The organism is Nocardiopsis mwathae (genome assembly GCF_014201195.1).
GTDB lineage: Bacteria > Actinomycetota > Actinomycetes > Streptosporangiales > Streptosporangiaceae > Nocardiopsis_C > Nocardiopsis_C mwathae.
Genome location: NZ_JACHDS010000001.1, coordinates 1,004,953 through 1,025,469, shown reverse-complemented (window position 1 = coordinate 1,025,469; position 20,517 = coordinate 1,004,953). Strand labels below are relative to the sequence as shown.

Below are 20,517 nucleotides of genomic sequence, written 5' to 3'. Positions count from 1 at the left end.
CGCCGAGATCAACAGGGGAGGGAGAGGCGCAGATCGGCCGGGGTCGGTCCGGCCACGCGCCCACCCGGGTGGCGACCGGCGGCCCCAAGTCCCGGTTCCCCTCGTCGCTGCTGCCCGTCTCCACCGACGACCCCCGCGGGAGACCGACGACCACGCCACCCGGCAAGCCCACTCCGAGGTGCGACTCCGTCGCACACCGTGCGCGGTTCACTGTGGCGCCGTCCACGGGGCCGGGGCCGGGGCCGGGTGCCCGCGCCCGTGTCCGGGCCCGCACCGGCACCCGCGATCAGCATGTTCAGCGGTCACCGGCACCCGGGCGCCGCCTTAGGGAGCGGCGAGCAGGACGGCGAAGTCGTCGGCCGGGTCGGTCCACCAGTGGGTGAGGGTGAGGCCGGCCCGGTCGAGTTCGTCGCGCACGGCCGCGTGGCGGAACTTCGCGGAGATCTCGGTGCGCATCTCCTCCCCCGCCGCGAAGTCGACGTCCAGGTCGAGCGCGCCCACGCGCACGCGCTGTGCGCGGGCCGCGCGCAGCCGCATCTCGATCCACTCCGCCTCGGCGTCCCACAGCGCCACGTGCGCGAACGCCGCCGGGTCGAAGTCGGCGTCCAGTTCGCGGTTGATGACGCGCAGCACGTTGCGGTTGAAGTCGGCCGTGACACCCCGGGCGTCGTCGTAGGCCGCGCGCAGCCTCTCGGGGTCCTTGACCAGGTCGACGCCGAGCAGCAGGGCGTCGCCCGCGGCGAGCGTTCCGCGCAGGTCGGTCAGGAAGGCCAGGCGCTGGGTCGGGGCGAGGTTGCCGATGGTCGAGCCGAGGATCGCCACCACCCGCCGCCCGGCGGCGGGCAGCAGGTGCAGGTGGCGTTCGAAGTCGGCGACGACCGGGCGGACGTCGGTGCCGGGGTAGGCGGCGCCGATGCGCGCGGCGGACTCCTGCAGGAAGTCTCCGCTGACGTCGACCGGGACGAACCGGCGCAGGGTCCCGGCCGCGCCGAACGCGTCCAGCAGCAGCCGGGTCTTGGCGCCCGAGCCGGCGCCGAGCTCCACCAGGGTGTCGGCACCGGTGGCGGCAGCGATATCGGGGGCGTGCCGCTCCAGGATGGCGCGCTCGGCGCGGGTCGGGTAGTACTCGGGCAGCTCGGTGATCCGCTCGAACAGGACGCTGCCGCGCTCGTCGTAGAACCACTTCGGCGGCAGGCTCTTGGGGTGGGCGGTCAGGCCGTCGTGGACGTCGTCCCGCAGCGTCTTGGCGAGGTCGTCGGAGGTCAGGTGGTATTCGATCGGAAGCATGGCGCCCCTTTCGTCTCGTCAGACCGCCGTGACGGCCACGCCGTCGCGGTCGGCGGTGACCAGGGATCCCTCGGGGACCCGCGTCCAGGCGGGGTCGTCGTCGAACGGCTCGGAGGCGATGCACACCCCGCCGGGCCCGACGAGGGTGTAGAGGGTGTCGCCGACGGCGGTGGCGGCGAGCCGGTCGCCGTCGGAGGCGAGCAGGTTGTAGCGCCCGCCCGAGTGGGAGCGGGCCTCGCGCGCCACGTCGGCCAGGGCCCGGCCCAGTTCCCCGCCCTTGCGCCACAGCCGCACGGCGTGGGCGAACAGCGGGGCGGAGTCGACGGGGGTGCGCGCGTCGAGCACCCCGGGAGGCGCAGGCGGGGAGAGTCGTTCGGCCAGCGTCTCGTCGTCGTCGACGGCCCCGTTATGGCTGAACAGCCACGGGTCGCCGCGCCCGGGGTCGCCGCGGAACGGCTGGGCGCACGACTCGTCGGAGCCGAACCCGGGGGTGGCGTCGCGGATCGCGGCCACCACACAGCCGGATCGGATGACGCGCGCGGCATCGGCGAAGGACGTGTCGGCCCAGATCGGCAGCGCCCGCCGGTACCGCAGCGGCGCCTCTCGGCCCGGGTCGTACCACCCCACCCCGAACCCGTCGGCGTTGACGGTGCCGTACCGCTGCTCGCGGGGGGCGTAGGACTGCCGCTCCAGCGAGTACGGCGGGGCGTAGAGCAGGTCGTGCAGGGTGGTGGGCGCACCGAGGTAGGCGAGGTGGCGGCACATCAGCGACCCTCCTTCCCGGCGTCGCGGGCCAGCCGGAAACCGCAGAAGATCTGCCGGCGGACCGGGTGGTCCCAGTTGCGGAAGGTGCCGCGGACCGCGGTGGGGTGGGTGGCCCAGGAGCCGCCGCGCAGGACCTTGTAGTCGCCGCCGAAGAACACCTGGGAGTACTCGGGGTAGGGGAACGCCCGGAAGCCCGGGTAGCCGGTGAGGTCGGAGCCCGTCCACTCCCACACGTCGCCGAGCATCTGCTGGGCCCCGCACGGCGCCGTGCCGCCCGGAAACGTCCCGGCGGGGGTGGGGTGCAGCAATCGTTGGCCCAGGTTGGCGTGGTGGCCGGCGGGTTCCTCGGTTCCCCACGGGAAACGCCGCGACGTTCCGGTGGCGGGATCGTGGCGGGCCGCCTTCTCCCACTCGGCCTCGGTGGGCAGGCGCTTGCCGGCCCAGCGGGCGTGCGCCTCGGCCTCGTGGAAGCACACGTGCTGCACGGGCTCATCCGGCGGCACCGGCTCCACGCGGCCGAACCGGCGGCGCAGCCACTGCCCGGCGTCCAGCCGCCAGAACGCCGGGGCGCGCTTGCCGCCGCGCATCCGCCAGGTCCAGCCGGCCTCGCTCCACCAGCGCCGGTCGTCGTAGCCGCCATCGGCGATGAAGTCCATGTGGGCGGCGTTGGTGACGGCCCGGGTGTCGATCCAGTACGCGGGGAGGTCGACGGTGTGCGCGCCGCGCTCGTTGTCGTAGGCCCAGGGGTCGTCGTCGGTGCCCATGGTGAACGGCCCGGCCTCGATCAGTACCTCGTCCCGGTCGGGCGGCGCCGCGGGCGGCGGCGGGGGCGGTGCGCCGACGCCCAGCACCGGCTCGCCGCGCCTCAGCTGGTGGGTGGAGAGCATGGTCTCGTCGTGCTGGTGCTCGTGCTGGATGACCATGTGGTAGACGAATCCGCCGTCGAGCAGCGCCGAGCCGGAGTCGAAGGAGGCGTGCTCCAGCGCGTCCAGGACGCGCCGCCGCACCTGGGCGTTGTAGTCCTCGGCCTCGCGCGGGCGCAGCAGCGGCAGGGTGACCCGCTCGGCGCGCGGGTTCTCGAAGGCGTCGTAGAGGCCGTCGATGTCGGGGCGCAGCGCCTCCTGCCCGGCCGCGGCGCGCACCAGCCACTGCTCCTCGTAGTTGCCGACGTGGGCGAGGTCCCACACCAGCGGCGACATCAGCGGGGAGTGCTGGGCGACCAGGTCGTCCTCGTCGAGGACCCCGACGGTCAGCCCCCGGCTGCGGCGCCGCCCCCGGTCGAGTTCGGCGGCGATGCGCTCGCGCAGGGCGGCGGAGTCGGCGGCCGGCGTGGTGTCCGGGTTCTCGGTCATACCGCTCCTTGTCCGGCGTGGGCGAGCATGTCGTCGGCCGGGCAGCGGCCGCGCTCGACGTAGCGTTCACGGTAGGCGTCGACGATGGGCACGAGTCGGGCGGCGCCCATGCGGGCCAGGGCCTCGCTGGCCGCGGCGAAGCAGGCGCGGGCACAGGCGGCCAGGCCGGGGTCGGTGAGGGAGTCGCGGGCGGCGGTCAGCCAGGCCGCGGGCCCGGTGCCGTGCGGCAGCCGGTCGATGGCCGCGGTCGCGGCGTCGGCCGCGGCGGGGTCGTCGACCAAGGCGGCGACGACGGCGATGGGTACCGGCCACCACGGTTCGGGGACGGCGTCGATCATCCGCAGTTCGAGGTGGCCGCGGGGGCGCACCGGTGGGAAGAGCGTGCTCAGGTGGTAGACGAGGTCGTCGTGGGTGGGCGGGCGCGGCAGCCGGGTCTCCAGCCACTGCCCGAAGGTGATGCCGGGCGAGCACAGCCAGGGCCCGTCGTCGCGGCGGATGGCCATGACGCGGGCGTCGAGCGCGTAGCGCGTCCACGCCTCGGCCGGGTCGTCCAGGGGGACGGGGCGGGTACGCGAGGCGTCGATGCCCGCCCACACCGCCCAGCGCGCGCAGCGCCAGCCGGTGTCGCGCCCCCGCCAGACGGGCGAGTTGGCGAACGCCGCGACGAGCAGCGGGCCCAGGGCGTGGACGAGCCTCCAGCGCCGTTCGGTGTCGGCGGGGTCGGCCCCGATGTCGACGCAGACCTGCAGGGATGCGGTGCTGCACATCATGGTGCGGCCGGCGGCCCCGCCGCCCTCGGTGAAGAACCGCTCCATGGCGGTGTAGCGGGGCAGGGTGAGCTGCCGGACGGGCGGGCGGCGCGGGTCCAGGCCGAGCCCGTCCAGCCGGAGCCCGGCGTCGTGCAGGTGCTTGCCGATGTGGGCGAGATCGGTGGTGAGCGCGGAATGCGCGGACGCGGGTCCCGGGAGTGGCGGCGAGCTGAGCTCCAGCTGCCCTCCGGGTTCGTAGGTGACGGCGCTGCCGCTGGGCGGCGGCCCCGCCTCTTCGACGAGGTCCGATAGCAGGGTCAGGGGTACGGATCGGTCGGGCCGGTTCGGGTCGGTGACGAGCCATTCGGCTTCGGCGCCCACCCGCCCGGGCGGGCCGGTCTTGAAGCAGATGCCGTGGACGTAGTCGCGGACGTCGGACTTGGCGAGGTACACCATATTCGCTGCTCGCTCCTGATCACGGGCGTACTCATGTCTTGTGCCCGACCTGGACACGATCGAACGTCCGGGCCGCGGCCCGTGGGGCCGGGTCGCCGATGTGGGAGGGCCACACAGGAGAACTACAGCGAAACGGCCAGGTTGTGATCTCCATCACATTCGGCATCCGCGCGGCGACGTTCCGCGGCCGCGCCGCCTCCGCCGCCGCCCCCATCACCCGCGACGTCCCGACCGAAAACGGGTCCGTCGTCCGCCACGCCCGGCGGCGTGTTCTCCCGTCGCGGTCCGGGGCCGATAGGTTGGCCCGCGATGAGTACGAAGCCTGATTCCCCAGATGAGTCGCCCCGCAAGCCCGAGGGGACCGACGACACCGACACCACCGACAGCGGGGCCGCGCCCGGCACCGGCGCCACGGCCTCCGGGCCCGGTTCCGAGCCGACCACCGCCACCGCCACCGCCACCGACACCTCGGCCGGCTCTCCGGGCGGCGCCGCGGACGAGACCGCCGACGGCGGCGCAGACGCCGAGCGCGGGGCCGAGGAGGACGCGCGCGAGGACGACGGGGCCGACGACGCGCTGCTCGCGCCGCCGACGGCCGGGCTGTTCTCCGCCGAGACCTTCGCCATCGCCGCGCTCCTGTCCATCGGCGCCGCCCTCATCGGCACCCGGCTGGCCGAGATGCTCATGAACGTCTCCGCCGCCGACCAGGCCTCCGCGGTCACCGCGATGATCCTGGGCGACGGCGGGACCGCCCTGCTCGGCGTCTTCTTCGGTCTGCTGAGCCTGGGCCTGACCACCGAGTACAGCCGCCCGTGGGCGCGGTGGGGCGCCATGGCCGCGGTGGTGGTCGGCATCTTCTTCCTCGCCGCGAGCGCCTACGTCTTCACCCAGGTCCCGGCGCCCGCGCCCGGGTTCTGACCCGCACGCGGGCGGCGGCCGCGTGCCGCCCGCGCAGGGGCGTTCGCCCCACCCCGCGTGTTCCCCCGCCCGCGCACGGCGGGAGAGTGGTACCACGGTGCTGACCACGAGTGGGGGAACTCCATGACCGACCGGAACGCGCGCGTCGACGGCGACGTCCTGCGCGAACTGCTCGACGGACGCTGGGCGCACGTGCGGCGCCAGGCCAGGGACCTGCTGCGCGGGGACGACTTCGCCCCCGTGGCCGGGCTCGGCATGGCCGACCATCGCGAGCGCGTCCTTGACCGGCTCAAGGCGATCGCGGCGACGGAGGTGCCCGGATACGGCTTCCCCGCGGCCCAGGGGGGAGCCGACGACGTGGGTGCCTCGGTCGTCGCCTTCGAGATGCTGGTGTGCGACCTGTCGCTGATGGTGAAGGTCGGCGTGCAGTGGGGGCTGTTCGGGGGCGCCATCCACGCCCTGGGCACCGAGCGCCACCACGCCGAGTACCTGCCCCGGGTGATCTCGCTCGACCTGCCCGGATGCTTCGCCATGACCGAGACCGGACACGGATCGGACGTGCAGCGGCTGCGCACCACCGCCACCTACGACCCTGACACCGAGGAGTTCGTCGTCCACACGCCCGACGAGTCGGCGCGCAAGGACTACATCGGCAACGCGGCGCGCGACGGCCGGATGGCGGTGGTCTTCGCCCAGCTCATCACCGGCGGCCAGAGCCACGGCGTGCACGCGCTGATGGTGCCGCTGCGCCACGCGTCGGGTACGCCGCTGCCGGGGGTGCGCATCGAGGACTGCGGCCCCAAAGCGGGGCTCAACGGGGTCGACAACGGGCGGATCACGTTCGACCACGTGCGGGTGCCGCGCACCGCCCTGCTGGACCGCTACGGCTCCGTCGCGCGCGACGGCACCTACTCCTCCCCCATCGACAACCCCAACCGCCGGTTCTTCACCATGCTGGGCACGCTGGTGCGCGGCCGGATCAGCGTCGCGGGCGGATCGGGGACGGCGACCAAGGCGGCGCTGGCGATCGCCCTGCGCTATGCCGACACCCGCCGCCAGTTCGAGCGGTCGGGTACCGGCGAGGAGGTCGTGCTGCTGGACTACCTCGCCCACCAGCGCCGCCTGCTGCCCGCGCTGGCGCGCACCTTCGCCCTGCACTTCGCCCAGGAGGAGCTGGTCTCCCGCCTGCACGACAGCCAGACCGGGCGGGTGCCGCTCGACGAGCACGACCAGCGCGAGCTGGAGTCGCGCGCAGCCGGCCTGAAGGCGATCGCCACCTGGCACGCCACCCGCACCATCCAGACCTGCCGCGAGGCGTGCGGCGGCGCCGGGTACCTGCAGGAGAACCGGCTGCCCCAGCTCAAGGCCGACACCGACGTCTTCACGACGTTCGAGGGCGACAACACCGTGCTGCTGCAGCTGGTCGCCAAGGGCCTGCTGACCGACTACCGGGACGCGTTCGGCGACCTCGACCCCCTGCCCATGGCCCGCCTGGTGGCCCGGCAGTTCCTGGGCGCGGTCATCGAGCGCACCGCCGCCCGGTCGGTGATCGAGCGCCTGGTCAGTGCCGCGCCCGGGCGGGGCGAGGAGGCCGACCTCTACGACCGCGGGTGGCAGCTCGCGCTGCTGGAGGACCGTGAGAAGCACATCGTGGAGGGCCTGGCGCGACGGCTGCGCCGGGCGGGCTCGGAGGGCGCCGACGCGTTCGAGGTGTTCAACGGCGCCCAGGACCACGTGCTGGCGGCCGGGCGCGCGCACGTCGACCGGGTGGTGCTGGAGGCGTTCGTCGCGGGCATCGACCGCTGCCCGGAGGGTGGCACCCGGGTGCTGCTGGACCGGCTGTGCGACCTGTACGTGCTGTCGGTGGTGGAGGAGGATCGCGCCTGGTTCCTGGAGCACGAGCGCCTGTCGGCGTCGCGCGCCAAGGCGGTGACGCAGGCGGTGAACACGCTGTGCCGGGGGCTGCGGCCGCACGCCGTCGACCTCGTGGAGGGTTTCGGCCTGCTCGACGAGTGGCTGGCGGCCCCCATCGCCCTGGGAGCGGAGTCCGCCCGCCAGGACATGCAGCGGCGCGCCCACCACCCCCGGTGATCTCGGGCGAACGGTCGGGATCCGCGCCGTGGTTCGAACCGTCCTTCCGAGGCCATCGGGGGACGGGGGTCAGGAGGACCAGGTCCAGTCGCTGATGTCGGCCGGGTCCTCGCCGTGCTCACGGGCGTACTCGTGGCAGCGCAGCCGCTCGGCCAGCATCCGCTGGCGCAGGTGGGCGGCGCGAACGGCGAGCCCGGGGATGCGGTCGATGACGTCGATGACCAGGTGGAAGCGGTCCAGGTCGTTGCGCAGCACCATGTCGAAGGGTGTGGTGGTGCTGCCCTCCTCCTTGTACCCGCGGACGTGCAGGTTGTCGTGGCCGTTGCGGCGGTAGGTGAGCCGGTGGATCAGCCACGGGTAGCCGTGGAACGCGAAGATGATGGGCTTGTCCGCGGTGAACAGCGTGTCGAAGTCGCTCTCGATGAGCCCGTGCGGGTGCTCTTCGACGGGCACCAGCCGCATGAGGTCGACGACGTTGACCACCCGCACCTTGAGCTCGGGCAGGTGGTGGCGGAGCAGCCGGGCGGCGGCCAGCGTCTCCAGTGTCGGCACGTCACCCGCGCACGCCAGCACCACGTCGGGTTCGGTGCCAGCGTCCGTGCTGGCCCACTCCCAGATCCCGGCGCCGCGCGTGCAGTGCGCGACGGCTTGCTCCATGGTCAGGTAGGTGAGCGCCGGCTGCTTGCCGGCCACGATGACGTTGACGGTGTCGCGCATGCGCAGGCAGCGGTCGGCGGTGTGCAGCAGCGTGTTGGCGTCCGGCGGCAGGTACACCCGGATGATCTCCGGCTTCTTGTTGACGACGTGGTCGAGGAAGCCGGGGTCCTGGTGGCTGAACCCGTTGTGGTCCTGGCGCCACACGTGCGAGCTGAGCAGGTAGTTCAGCGAGGCGATCGGCCGCCGCCAGGGCAGGCCGCGGGTGATCTTCAGCCACTTGGCGTGCTGGTTGAACATCGAGTCGACGATGTGCACGAACGCCTCGTAGCTGTTGAACAGGCCGTGCCGCCCGGTCAGCAGGTACCCCTCCAGCCAGCCCTGGCACAGGTGCTCGCTGAGGACCTCCATGACGCGGCCGTCCGGGGCGAGGTGGTCGTCGGTCGGCAGCCGGTCCAGCGACCACGCCCGGTCGGTCACGTCGAACACCGCGCCCAGTCGGTTGGAGGCCGTCTCGTCGGGCCCCATGATCCGGAACGTGGTGGGGTTGGCCCGCATGACGTCGCGCAGGAAGCCGCCGAGCACACCGGTGGCGCCGACACTGCGGACGGCCGGGGCGGGCACGTCGACCGCGTGCCGCCGGTAGTCGGGCAGGGTCAGGTCCTTGAGCAGCAGCCCGCCGTTGGCGTGCGGGTTGGCGCTGATCCGCCGCGGGCCGTCCGGGACCAGCGCGGTGGTCCGCGGGTTCGGCGTCCCGGCGACGTCGAACAGTTCCTCCGGGCCATAGGAGCGCAGCCAGTTCTCCAGCAGCCGCAGGTGCTCGGGGTTGTCCCGGACCGCGGTCAGGGGGACCTGGTGCGAGCGCCACGTGCCCTCGACCTGCTCACCGTCGACCAGGGAGGGCCCGGTCCACCCCTTGGGCGTGCGCAGGACGATCATCGGCCAGCGCACGGGCCCGGTGGCGCCCTCCTCGCGGGCCTGGCGGCGGATGGCGGCGATCTCGCCGAGGACGGTGTCGAGGGTGGCCGCCATCAGCTGGTGCATCGCCTCGGGGTCGTCGCCCGAGACGATGTAGGGCCGGTAGCCGTAGCCCTCCAGCATCTTGACCAGGTCCCCCTCGGGGATGCGGGCCAGCACGGCCGGGTTGGCGATCTTGTAGCCGTTGAGGTGCAGGATCGGCAGCACCGCGCCGTCGCGGGCGGGGTCGGCGAACCGGTTGGCCAGCCAGCTCCCGGCCAGCGGCCCGGTCTCGGCCTCGCCGTCCCCGACGACGGCGGCCACGATCAGGTCGGGGTTGTCCATGGCCGCCCCGTAGGCGTGCGAGAGCGCGTAACCCAGCTCGCCGCCCTCGTGGATGGACCCGGGCACCTCCGGCGCGACGTGGCTGGGAACGCCGCCCGGGAAGGAGAACTGCTTGAACAGGCGGCGCATGCCCTCGACGTCCTGCGGGACGTCGGGGTAGGTCTCGGTGAAGGTGCCGTCGAGCCACGCGGTGGCGACCGCGGCGGGGCCGCCGTGCCCCGGGCCGACGATCCAGATCATGTCGAGGTCGCGCAGCTTCACCTGCCGCGACAGGTGGGAGTAGACGAAGGACAGGCCGGGGGTGGTGCCCCAGTGCCCGAGCAGCCGCGGCTTGATGTGCTCGGGGCGCAGCGGCTCCCACAGCAGCGGGTTGTCCAGGAGGTAGATCTGCCCGACGGACAGGTAGTTGGCGGCCCGCCAGTAGAGGTCGACCCCGCGCAGTTCGTCGGGCCCCAGGGGTTCGGTGTTCGGTGCCGTACTCGCTTCGGTCATGCTGTCTGTCCCCCTCGGTGCTCTCCCCCGCCGGGGAGGGTGGGTGTCGGCACGCGTCGCCGGGGCACCTACCCGCACGAACACCCGGCTAAGGCAGACCGGAAGTCATATCCCGCTCAGTCATTCGCCCCTCCCGACCCGGGCGGCTCGGCTCTCGCGGTCAGGGGGCCAGGGCCTGCTCCAGCATCCGGGTCCACTGGCGGACGACGCCGCGCCGCCGCGGCTCGTCGTCGGTGAGCAGGTCGGCCAGGCCCAGGCCGCGTGCCAGGTCGAGGGTGGCCTGCACGGCCTCGCGCACGCCGGGCGCACGCTCGTCGGCACCGAGCAGCTCGACGGCGGTGCGGTGCGCCTCCCGGCCCACGTGCTCCTCCAGCGGGATGACGTGGGCGCGCAGCGCGGGGTCGCTGGCGGCGGCCGCCCACAGCTGGAGGGCGGCCGCGAACTCCGGTCCGGTGTAGGCGTCGACGAGCATCTCGACCACGGCGCCGGTGCGGGCGCCGCCCTCGGGCAGGTCGGCGGCGCGTCGGCGGAGCTCGGCCAGCCGGTTCTCGCTCATGTGCAGCAGCGCTGCGGTGAGCAGGTCCTCCCGGGTGCGGAAGTGGTGCTGGGCCGCGCCCCGCGACACCCCGGCGCGCCGGGCCACGGCGCCCACGGTCGCGCCGGAGAAGCCGATGTCGGAGAGGCACTCCACGGCCGCGGCCAGCAGCCGCTGCCGGGTGGCGCGGCTGCGGTCCTGGCGCGGCTCCCGCCCCGGCGCCGCCGTTTCGAGGTCGATGCTCCCCCTCGCTCTCCTCGCAGACCACCAGGTCGGACCTGGAGCAAAATGTACACCGCCGCGGCCGCCCCACCTGCTTCCGTTGATCTCGTAGATTGTCATGCGTAAGGCCCGCCCTCCGCGTTGTGCCTGGTGACAGGCGCGCGGTGGGCGGGCCGAGGGTTCGAGGTCAGCAGGGGGTCAACGTACTACACGCCACTACCCCGGAACAGGCGTCAATGGGCCGGAGCGTCGGGGCCGCCGGGGGAGTCGGGGGCATCGGTGCCGAAGGCGGCATCCATGGCCGAGCGCAACGAGTCGTCGGAGGAGTTCATCAGGTGGCCGTAGACGTCCATGGTCACCGAGATGCTGGCGTGGCCCATCCACGTCTGAATCTTCTTCGGCGAGGTGTTGTGCTCGATACAGACGCTGGCGAAGGTGTGGCGCAGGTTGTGCAGCTTGTGCGGGACCTCCGGGCGCAGCCCGGCCGCCGTGCAGGCCTTGCGGAACCGGTAGCGGACGGTGGCGGGGTTGGCCATCCCCCCGCGCGGGGAGCGGAACACCGGTTCGACCTCCGTGCGCCCCGGGGCGCCGTCCTGTTCGACGCTGACCGTCTGGGGCGGGTACAGGTCCCGGTGGGTGCGCAGTTCGGTGATGACCCGCTGGGAGAGCGGGACGCGCCGGATGGACGTGCGGGTCTTGGCCGGGGACAGGCGCCCGTCTTGCAGCTGGCGGTCAACACTCACCGTGCCCGCTTCCAGGTCGATCCGGTCCCAGGTCAGGCCGAGCAGTTCGCCGATGCGCAGGCCCAGGCAGGCGCCCATGACCACGAGTAGCCGGTAGCGGGGGGTGATTTCTTCGGCGATCGCCTCGACTTCCGCGACGGTGAAGGGCACCACCTCACTCGTGTGCACCTCGGGAAGGCGGACGTTGCGGCAGGGGGAGGCGGGGATCCTCCCGGCGTCGGCGGCTTCTTGGAACAGGCCCTTGCACGCCCGGTAGATCAGGCGCACCGTCCAGGCGGACAGGCCGTGGCGCGTCGCCCAGGCGTTGACGGCCCGCTGGATGTCGTGGGGGGTGACGGCGTTCAGCGTCATCCCGCCCAGTTCGGGGAGGATGTAGCGGTTGACCCAGGTGCGGTAGGTGGCGTGCGTGGAGGGTCTGCGTGTGGCCTTGATCGTGGAGAGCCATTCGGCGCCCCAGGCGGAGACGGTGATGCGCCCGGCTTTGAAGTCTTGGAGGATGCCCGAGTTCTTCTGTCCGCGCACCAGGTCCCGGAACTCCTTGGCTTGCGTCAGGGTGTCCCAGGTCTGGGAGGTCTGCTTTCCGTCGCCGTCGCGGTAGGGCACTTTGTAGGCGTAGACCTCACGCCCGGCGGCTTTGGTCTTGGTCTGGTTGAGGGTTTTGCGGATTCCGTCGCGCATGGTCCCGACCGCCCAGCCGACCGCCTTTTTCGCCATGGTCCCATCTCCGTTTCCTCGTGTTCTTTCTTTCTATCGCCCATTCTATCCAAATCTGTGGAATTCGGCGATTAAAGAGTGCGTTGATCATGGCCGGATCTGGCCACTGATCCATTTCTTGACCTCATTTGCCGAGAAGCGGAGTTCCCGGCCGACGCGCGCCGCATGGAAATACTTGCGATGGTTATCGTGCACCCACGACACAGGTTTCCGCAGGTAAGCGGCCACATCATCGACCGTCCACAGCTCATCAAGGAATTCGATAGAATCGTTTCTATCTTCGCTTTTTCGTTTCACGTGAAACCCTCCACATTCCTGTTTGCGCGGGAACTCCAAATGGCTTATGTAGTCGTTCGGGCGTCGGGTTCGCCCACTGACCAATCCCCCGACCACCCACCCCTCGCCCGGCGGAGCCAAGGGCGTAAAAGGACGCGCTGCGCGCGCGGTTTCTCTGTTCCAATGGTCACGGTGGACGTCACACTTCGGGCTTTCTCTGTGCTTGCGTCTGATAGAAGTCGCCCCAGGTCTGCCCGCGCTCGGTGCGCGGTGTTTGGGGTGCGGTCGCGCGCTCCGTCGGCTGTGAGGGGGCGCCCCGCGACGTCCCCCCGTCCGACCGACGCCCGCTCTCTCCCCGACGGGGATTGGACATGGGCGGCGCCTGCTCAGGAGTGGAACGCCGCCCCGACCCCCCGGGATCACCCGAGGGCACCCGCGACGGCGCGCCCCCAGCTCCCGGCGTGCGGGGGAAACTCCCACCACCGTCCGCGCCGCTGCTGGCCGGAGGCTGAGACGTGGAGCCCGCCCCCGGCGACACCGATGCGGAGGACCCGGCTTGCTGCCCAGCACCCGGCGAACGCCCCTTGTCGGCCTTCTTTCCGCGCGCCTGCTCACGCGCCGTGAAAGCCGCCTCAGAGGCCCCTCCGGTCGCTGCCCCGGCAGCCAGGCGCGCCCGCCGCTTGCGTTCCTCCAGCCACCGCGTTCGCCGTGGCGGACCCGAAGAGGCACCCGCCTTGCCGTCGGCACCCGACTTCCCTGAGGACCCGTCGGCACCCTGCCCGCCGTCCGCGCCGCGAGCCCCGCCCTTCACCTGAGCAATCACGTTGGTGGGGGTGGCCGCCTGCGTCAGCTGCACCGCGATGTTGGTCAGCCTCTTCCGGTAGAGGACGGCCGCGATGGAGACGAGCGTGAGTACCACCATTTGTGCACCCCACGGAAGCGCGGATTCCAGGACCGTCGCGAACAGTCCGACGATCAGGATCAGTAGGAACTGAGCGATGATCTGTTTGATGAGAACGCCGAGTGTGATCTCTACCCACCGCATCAGGAGGATCCGACCGCCGCCGGGGTGGACGCCGAGCAGAAAGAAGAAAGGTGACACCAGAATCATCAGCGTGAACACCACTTGAAGCACGATCACCGCAAGCGCGACAGCGAAAACCAGCGTCCCCGCACTGACCGAAGCCACCAGCGCGAGAATCGCGATCGCTAAACGCGCCTCAGGACGCTCACCGGACAGGATCGCGTAGACACCCCGCGACTCCTCCTCCACCTCTCCGGCGATTTCTTCGTATTTCTTCTGCTTCATCTCCATCACGGCTTGCTCATCGGTCGCACCCGAATCGATGTAGTGCTGACCGGTGCGGGTCACCGCCTGAGACGCGAGCAGATCGTAGCCGTACTCACGGGAAAGCGACCCGGATTTGTCGCTTGTTCCGAACTGGCCTGCAAGCCATGGTTTGCAGAGGAATCCCGCCCACATGGCGTTTGAATTCCTCTTGATCATCTCATCCCGCGCCGGAGCCCCCTTCCCTGACGCGTTGTCCTTGCTCCAGGGCCACCACTCCGATCCTTCCAATGCGTCGACGGCCAGCCCGCCCAGCCCCCGGGGGACATGCGGGCATGAGGGGCGCCGCTCATCGTCGGGCGACCCGGCCCCCGCGACCGTCGAGTAGACCACGTTGCTGCCCGCCAAGGCGGTCGTCTGGCCCAGGTGCAGGGCGTTGCCGGGCGCTGAGAGGATCCAGATCGCCGCCGTGGTGGACGCGACCATCCACACCGCGCCCTCCACAGCCATCGTCGCGCGCTTCTTGGCCAGGCCGTTCCATCCCATCCACAACGCGCCGATGATCACCGCCACACCCAGGTAGGGCGCCCATACGCCTTGCCGCAGCGATACCACCAGGTCGACCACGTAGTTGTTCAGCCCCGACAGGATTTCCCCGGACACGGCCCACTGGTAGATCATGATCGCGAGAAACCCGATGGTTTTCGCGACCGTCCAGATCATGTTTGCTACCGCCGCCATCGGCGCGGACGTGGCCTTGTCGATACAGCTGGACTTGATGGTGTGCCAGGAAAGACCAGCCGTTCCGTACTCTGTCGCGAGATCGGTTTTCGGTAGCTTCGTTTCAACGACGTTTCCGTCATCGTTTGTGGAGCCTTCCGGCCGAGGTCCCGGTTCCCACCACGGGGGCGGAGCAAAAAACCCACTAGCACCGCCGCTCACTGACTCGGGAACAGGTGCCGGATCCCCCTCGCATCCGGGCAGAGCCGACGCAGGCGGAGCGAAGAGGAGCAGGCCTGTAAGCACTGCGGTTGTGGTGATGGTCCGGCGGATACGGCGCCAGCGCATAGACATCTCCATCGGAAAAAGAAAGAGGGGTGGCGGAGATACGTTCATGCGGCCATATCGGCCGCTTCCGTTTCTTTTTCGCGCCGCAAGAGTTCCCGGTACTCGCGCCGCGCCTCTTCGTACTCCCGGGCCATCTGTTCGGCGAGCATGGCATCCCCGGCCTTCACCCACCCGCGCCCGGCGTATGCCCACCGACTGAAGATCACGGAGTGGCCGGCGTCGAGGGACCACACATCGCGTTCCCCGGACGCCTCCCGCTGTCCAGCGCGCCAGGCACGGCGCGCCGCCCGCAGCGCCCCCAAGGTCACCGAGTACACCCGCGACTTGGTCGCGAAGTGCCCCCTGAACCCGAGCGCGTGCGCCCACTTGCGCAGGTTCAGGTGTTCCAGGTCCCGGCGCGCCCCCAGCTCCCAGCAGGTCTCGACCATCCGCGCCAGATGCGCCCCCACCGCGCGCCGCAGCCACGTGCGGTGCAGACTGCGGATCCGCCGCGCCAGAGCCGAAGACGCCGACACCGCATCCGACGCGGTCTTGGTCGCGTACTTCGCCAGGTAGGCAGCCAGACGGCGGGTATTGCCTACCGGCCCGCCCTCCGAGACGTCGGTGATATCGCGCTGAGAACCCCAGGAGCCCACCCGCAACCGGCCATCGGGAGAAGGCAGAGGCACGGCCACCTGGTCGACCGCCCGCGCGACCGCCGAGGCGAGCAGCCCCGCCGACGCCCACACCGGCGGTTCCACGATCCGGCCCCGGTCATCGGGATCGATCCCGTCCAGGCGGATGACCGCGTGCAGGTGCACCAGGCCGCGCCGCTGGAACTCGCTGACCTTGACGTAGGAAGTGCGCACCTGCGTGCGTATCTCGGTGGCCGTGACCCGGCGCCCCAGCACCGCACCGGCTGCCGGGGCCAATGCCCGGTCGACCGCGATCCGGGTACGGCGCCACAACTCGCCCACGTGCGCGTTCCACAGCACCGCACCCGCGTAGTCGTAGCACTCCGCACAGATCGGCGTGCCCACCACCGGATGATCAGCATCGTGCACCAGCCCGCACCCCAGCGCCCGCCCATGCACACACACGCGCGCGTCCCGCCGTGGTCGGCACACCCCGCCCCCGCGCGCCGAGTGCACCGGCCCGAACGACGGCGCCGTGAGCGTCACGAACAGCCGGGGGTGCCCCTGCACGGTGTCAGGAACCACCGAGCCGACCGTGTCCTGACGCGCCCCCGCCCCGCCCGACGAGGTCGCCGACATCCGGCCCCCGATCCCCGACGCGACCAGGTGCCACATGTCGCGCCGGTAGACCTCCGCACACGACCCACACACCGACGCCCGACGGTCCCCGCACGCCACCAGCAACACCCCGTCAGGGTGGGACGCGGTATCGACCTCCGCACGCACCTCACCCGTAGCGGAATCAGCCGCAACCGCGCCCCCAGCCAGACGGACCGGGTTGGAGCAGAACCGCGCCCGCTCCGCCTGCTGCCTCCACACCGGGTAATCCTCGCCCGTCAACCGGTCCACCAGTGCGCGTTCCACCGGGGAAGGCCGGGCCTCAGCGCGCATTGCGGGGCCACTCCTCCGAGTGCAGGAACGCGAACAGGACCCCCAGCAGCCGCGCCCGGTCAATCTCCGTAACAACGGCCGGGTAGCCGCATCGGACCAGCGCTTGGGCTACCTCGCGCCGCAGCCTTTCAAATGCGGGATCCCGGTAACGCTGGTCGGGCATCACGACGGGGTAGGCGGCCCCCGGGGGACGGCGGACCACCGGCCGACGCGGATAGTCCTTCCGCGCGAAATCGTCGTCACCCAGCGGGGTGGGTCTCATCGGCGACCGCCCCCCGTCGTCCGAGCACCCGTCGCGAACCAGCGCAGCGCGCGCGAGAGGCGCTGCCAGTCATCGGGGTGGCGGATCGGCGGCCACCCGGCATCCACCAGCGCCCGCGCCACCGCCGCCAGGTCGGCCGACGCCAACGGAGGAATCTCCGTCAGGGTTCCGGGATAGTTCGCCGCGCGGCATTCTGAGCGGTAATCCATCAGAGACAGCCCTTCATCCGGTGCCAGTTCCTGGTCATGGGTGATCCTCCGGTTCCGTTTCGGGTAGATGCGGTGCATTTCCTCTTCGGTCATGAGGTCAGCTCTCCCTGTCGGCTCAGGTACAGGTATCGGAAAAGGTGCTGTTGCAGGCGCGCGGAATCCCTCTGGTCGTTGAGCGGTGAGGGGTATCCGTGGTCGGTGAGCACTTCGGCGACGGCCACGATCAGCGGCCAGGTAAACCGTTCGTCCACCCGACCGCGGAACGGAATAGGGTAGCTTTTCGGCATGCGAATTCCCTCCCATGGGAGAAAAGGGGAACAGGAAGTGGGAGAACCAGGAATGCATCAGGGGTGGCGGGCCGGGAGGACTATTCCTCGCACCGGCCCGCCGCTAGTCGCGGTCGGCGTCCGCTGATTCGAGGCGCGCGAGCAGTGCGCGCCCCTGCTGTATGACCATGTGGCGGACCACGGCGTGATCGGTTTCGTCGATCACGACCCACCCATAGCCGCCTTGGTCGCGGTCCAGGGCGAGGAAATCTTGAATGACCGAGTCGATCAGCGCACTGTCGTTGCGGAACAGGGCGTGAAGGACATGGCGGGCGAGTTCGGTCGTGGCGACCGCATAGGGCGTGTAGTTCCGTGAGGCGGGGTGTAAGACAGTCTGGTCAGGGCCCACAGGGTCCATGTGGTCACCTCATGATGTCTTCAGGGGAGAACAGGGGGTGCGCACCACGTACGGGGATCAGGTCACGCCGACCACCCCCTCAGCCCCGCGCCGCGCGCCACGATCCCCTTGATGGCGTCGTCATCGAGATAGGCACTCTTCACCTCAGCAGGGATCCCGCCCTCTGCCAGCAGCAGCCCGACCCCCCGATCCGCCATATCGATCCGCGACGCCGAGTAGCCTTCGCTCGCCCACCCGGCGCCGAGGATCGTGTCCGACGCGTCGCGTGTGCTGCACCGCATCGCCCACCGGTAGGCGATCAGGTCCCGGATCGAGGAGGGGACGACGTCGGTTGACGGCTTCTGTGTGGCGGTCAGGACAGGGAACGCCGCAGCCCGCCCCCGCGCGATCAGGTCGATGAGTGCGGCATTGAACCGGTCGCGCTTCTTCTTGTCAGGGTGCGCGGTGAAGAACCGCATTTCGTCGATCGCCAGCAGGTTGACCGGCCACCCCAGCGACTTGACCGCAGACCTCATCCCCTCCGCCCGGAGTTTCGCGTACCGCTCATCCATCTCCGCGATCAGGGAATCGAGAAGATCGATCGCGTCATCGACATCGTTGTAGACGACGCGCTCCATGACCGGCGCCCACAACGCGAATTCGACCTGTTTCGCGTCGATCCCGAAAATCCGGACGTTCGGGTCCAGGGCCGCCGCAGCCAGAGGAAGACCGGCCGCGACCGACTTTCCCGCTTCGGGCTCACCGGCGACCAGAATGTTCCGCCCCACCAGGCGAATCGTGAGCGGAGCACCTAGGGTGTCCAGACCGAGCGGGACACCGTTATCCCACACGTCCCACGACGCGGCACTGGCTAACGGGGAGCCGATGACAACCGGCTGGCCGTCGGAGTCGCGAAACGGGTTGCGGACCTGAAGATCAACAATGGGGAACCTCGCCCGTTCCGGATCACGAGTCACCTTCACCTCCCGAACGTCCAGGACAACAGCGAGCTTTTCCGCTGCTGCCGCTACCTCGTCTGTGGAGAGCCCTTTAGGTAGACGCGTGTTTAGACGTACCGCAGCGGGGTGACGTTCCACGCGCGTCACTCGGGGAACACGCGCCGCCGTCGTCTCAACTCCGGAATACCGGCACGCGGAATCCCATTTCCGGCGGATTCTCCCGCGCCACAGCCACCCCGCCGACCAGCGCCATGTCACCACGAGCAGGACCGCCGCCACCGCACAGGACACCGCGATTCCGCTTCCCAGCACCGAGAGGGGGAGCGGAGCCCCGACGGCCGCCGAGACCGCCCAGGGCACCGCTCCGACCAGCACCGGACCGAGGAGAACCGCCGCTTCCCGACGCCACAGCCACGCGGGCCGCACCACGTTCGCGGCGATCCAGGACGCCGCCGTGTGCTGCGACCTGGTCTGCACCTCGGGCGACTCCCACAGCGTGAGTCCAACCGGTTTGCGCTGTTCCTCAGTCATCGCCGACATCCATGGCATACGGGGGTGGGGGCGGCTCCGGGGTGTCCGGATCCGGCCACACCACCGCCCACCGCCGCAGGACCGCCGCGAACACGGGACCCTCCCTCTCAAGAAGACTCGCGAACCGGCGCGCGTCCTCCGGTGCCAGGCACCCGGGGTCCAGGCGCAGGTGCACCGCGCCGCCGTCCAGCACCAGCACGGGCGCGCCGGAAGCCGACCAGTGCCAGGAGACCGCGACCGGCCCCGACGGACTCACGGTCAGCACCGCCGGAATCTCCCCGCTCACTTGGCTTCCTTGGCACGCGACGCCGTCTCAGAGACCCGTGTCACCGAGTCCGCCGAGAAGGACAGCCCGCTGCGGCCCTCCATCGACCAGAACTGAGCACGAAGACCGGCCACTTGGACAAGGTCGTCGGGCGCCAGTTCGAGGGGACCGGGCGCCCGCACCCGGATCACATCGGCCTCAGTCCCATCCAGCACCATCAGCGAGACCCGGACCATCGGGCGGCCGTCCTTGTTCTGCTTCACCTGCTGCGTCTCGAAATCGCGGTCGTCCTCCGGGGGCGTGGCCACCCGCACGCGCACCGCTGACAGGTCGATCGGAAATCTCATGACTCTCCTATGACAGATCGTTACGGACATAGCTATGTTCGTACGGTTGTTCCTGTTTAATGAACTCAGCTATGTTCGTCAAGAGGAAATCCGTCGAACCGGAGGAGTCATCACATGGCCGAACCGTCCGCACGGCCGCCGCGATGGGTCCCTGCTGCCTCTGATCTGCGGCGGCAGATCAAGAACGGCACCTATCCGCCCGGCAGTCAGCTGCCGACCGTCCCCGAGATCCAAGAGCGATACAGCATCGGCAACAGAAGCGCGCGCGAAGTCCAGCAAGCCCTCATCGCCGAGGGACTGGCTACGGCGCGTAAACGACAAGGCGTGTACGTCACCGGAGACACCGACGACGGGACCGCCCCACAGAGAGCCGCCCCGCGACGCACCCACTCCGCCCGCCGACAACGCCCCGCCGACGCGCCGACCACTGGCGACGAGGACCTGACCACCGCCGCCACCGCCGACCACCGCGACCAGCCGCCGCCAGACGTCGCGCTCATCCTCCAGATCGACACAGCCGACCCCGTCGACATCCGCACCGAGGAGTTGCACGACGATCACGGGCCGGTCGCCGTCCGCACCGCCTACACCGCGCGCCCGACCTCCGCACCGCCGACGGTGATCACCCACACCTCAGCGCGCCACCCGACCCAGGCGGAAGCTGACGCGCTGGAAATTCCCCGAGCGGGAATTGTTCTCGTTCACGACGAGACGCATCTGGACAGGACCGGCCCCGCTGTTCTCACGCGAACCGCCTACCGAGCCGACCGCATCCGCCTGTCCGACCAGTACCGCCCCGAATAG

20 protein-coding genes are annotated in these 20,517 nt (G+C 70.7%); 3 read left to right on the top strand and 17 right to left on the bottom strand.

Annotation, left to right across the window (positions count from 1 at the left end; translation table 11 throughout):
• Positions 1–324 precede the first annotated feature (324 nt).
• Genes egtD through egtA form a run of 4 tightly spaced genes read right to left on the bottom strand, consistent with a single transcriptional unit; the run spans position 325 to position 4,609 of the window.
• Positions 325–1,287: an L-histidine N(alpha)-methyltransferase gene (gene egtD / locus HNR23_RS04045; protein WP_184073597.1), complete on the bottom strand. Its 963-nt coding sequence runs from the start codon at positions 1,285–1,287 to the stop codon at positions 325–327.
• An 18-nt stretch (positions 1,288–1,305) separates the two neighbouring features.
• Positions 1,306–2,052, bottom strand: coding sequence for an ergothioneine biosynthesis protein EgtC (gene egtC, locus HNR23_RS04040; RefSeq protein ID WP_184073594.1), 747 nt, complete (start codon positions 2,050–2,052; stop codon positions 1,306–1,308).
• A complete protein-coding gene (gene egtB, locus HNR23_RS04035) occupies positions 2,052–3,404 on the bottom strand; it encodes an ergothioneine biosynthesis protein EgtB (RefSeq protein WP_184073592.1) in 1,353 nt (450 codons plus the stop codon). The genes egtC and egtB overlap by 1 nt, the downstream gene beginning before the upstream one ends.
• Positions 3,401–4,609 carry an ergothioneine biosynthesis glutamate--cysteine ligase EgtA gene (egtA, locus tag HNR23_RS04030; RefSeq protein WP_184073590.1) on the bottom strand — a complete coding sequence of 403 codons (1,209 nt, stop codon included), beginning with the start codon at positions 4,607–4,609 and terminating at the stop codon, positions 3,401–3,403. The genes egtB and egtA overlap by 4 nt, the downstream gene beginning before the upstream one ends.
• 309 nt (positions 4,610–4,918) lie before the next feature.
• Here egtA and HNR23_RS04025 point away from each other — a divergent pair, with 309 nt between their 5' ends.
• Both HNR23_RS04025 and HNR23_RS04020 read left to right on the top strand, forming a co-directional pair.
• Positions 4,919–5,527 (top strand): hypothetical protein, encoded by a 609-nt coding sequence (locus HNR23_RS04025; protein ID WP_184073588.1) that lies wholly within the window; start codon positions 4,919–4,921, stop codon positions 5,525–5,527.
• A gap of 123 nt (positions 5,528–5,650) precedes the next feature.
• Entirely contained in the window at positions 5,651–7,618 is a 1,968-nt protein-coding gene (locus tag HNR23_RS04020) for an acyl-CoA dehydrogenase family protein (protein ID WP_184073586.1), read from the top strand.
• Between the two features lie 69 nt (positions 7,619–7,687).
• On the opposite strand, the gene HNR23_RS04015 is transcribed toward HNR23_RS04020, so the two are convergent.
• The 13 genes from HNR23_RS04015 to HNR23_RS03955 form a co-directional block, all read right to left on the bottom strand.
• Positions 7,688–10,066, bottom strand: coding sequence for a phosphoketolase family protein (locus tag HNR23_RS04015; protein ID WP_184073584.1), 2,379 nt, complete (start codon positions 10,064–10,066; stop codon positions 7,688–7,690).
• Positions 10,067–10,226: 160 nt separating this feature from the next.
• The gene (locus HNR23_RS04010) at positions 10,227–10,943 is read right to left on the bottom strand and encodes a TetR family transcriptional regulator (RefSeq protein ID WP_184073582.1); all 717 of its coding nucleotides are present in this window, start codon (positions 10,941–10,943) and stop codon (positions 10,227–10,229) included.
• 113 nt (positions 10,944–11,056) lie between these two features.
• Positions 11,057–12,280, bottom strand: coding sequence for a tyrosine-type recombinase/integrase (locus tag HNR23_RS04005; protein WP_184073579.1), 1,224 nt, complete (start codon positions 12,278–12,280; stop codon positions 11,057–11,059).
• 87 nt (positions 12,281–12,367) lie between these two features.
• Positions 12,368–12,577 (bottom strand): helix-turn-helix domain-containing protein, encoded by a 210-nt coding sequence (locus tag HNR23_RS04000; RefSeq protein ID WP_221308025.1) that lies wholly within the window; start codon positions 12,575–12,577, stop codon positions 12,368–12,370.
• A 178-nt stretch (positions 12,578–12,755) separates the two neighbouring features.
• Positions 12,756–14,567, bottom strand: a complete 1,812-nt coding sequence (locus HNR23_RS03995; RefSeq protein WP_184073577.1) for a hypothetical protein — start codon at positions 14,565–14,567, stop codon at positions 12,756–12,758.
• A 389-nt stretch (positions 14,568–14,956) separates the two neighbouring features.
• Positions 14,957–16,477, bottom strand: coding sequence for a replication initiator (locus tag HNR23_RS03990; RefSeq protein WP_246421579.1), 1,521 nt, complete (start codon positions 16,475–16,477; stop codon positions 14,957–14,959).
• Positions 16,467–16,739, bottom strand: a complete 273-nt coding sequence (locus tag HNR23_RS03985) for a hypothetical protein (RefSeq protein WP_184073575.1) — start codon at positions 16,737–16,739, stop codon at positions 16,467–16,469. Before HNR23_RS03985 ends, HNR23_RS03990 begins: the two co-directional genes overlap by 11 nt.
• Entirely contained in the window at positions 16,736–17,041 is a 306-nt protein-coding gene (locus HNR23_RS03980) for a hypothetical protein (RefSeq protein WP_184073573.1), read from the bottom strand. Before HNR23_RS03980 ends, HNR23_RS03985 begins: the two co-directional genes overlap by 4 nt.
• Positions 17,038–17,235, bottom strand: coding sequence for a hypothetical protein (locus tag HNR23_RS03975; protein ID WP_184073571.1), 198 nt, complete (start codon positions 17,233–17,235; stop codon positions 17,038–17,040). Before HNR23_RS03975 ends, HNR23_RS03980 begins: the two co-directional genes overlap by 4 nt.
• Positions 17,236–17,338: 103 nt before the next feature.
• The gene (locus tag HNR23_RS03970) at positions 17,339–17,632 is read right to left on the bottom strand and encodes a hypothetical protein (protein ID WP_184073569.1); all 294 of its coding nucleotides are present in this window, start codon (positions 17,630–17,632) and stop codon (positions 17,339–17,341) included.
• A gap of 62 nt (positions 17,633–17,694) precedes the next feature.
• Entirely contained in the window at positions 17,695–19,101 is a 1,407-nt protein-coding gene (locus tag HNR23_RS03965) for an FtsK/SpoIIIE domain-containing protein (RefSeq protein WP_184073567.1), read from the bottom strand.
• A complete protein-coding gene (locus HNR23_RS03960) occupies positions 19,094–19,387 on the bottom strand; it encodes a hypothetical protein (protein ID WP_184073565.1) in 294 nt (97 codons plus the stop codon). Before HNR23_RS03960 ends, HNR23_RS03965 begins: the two co-directional genes overlap by 8 nt.
• Positions 19,384–19,713, bottom strand: a complete 330-nt coding sequence (locus HNR23_RS03955) for an SCO3933 family regulatory protein (RefSeq protein WP_184073563.1) — start codon at positions 19,711–19,713, stop codon at positions 19,384–19,386. The genes HNR23_RS03960 and HNR23_RS03955 overlap by 4 nt, the downstream gene beginning before the upstream one ends.
• 114 nt (positions 19,714–19,827) lie before the next feature.
• On the opposite strand from HNR23_RS03955, the gene HNR23_RS03950 reads away from it, so the two are divergent.
• Entirely contained in the window at positions 19,828–20,517 is a 690-nt protein-coding gene (locus HNR23_RS03950) for a GntR family transcriptional regulator (RefSeq protein ID WP_184073561.1), read from the top strand.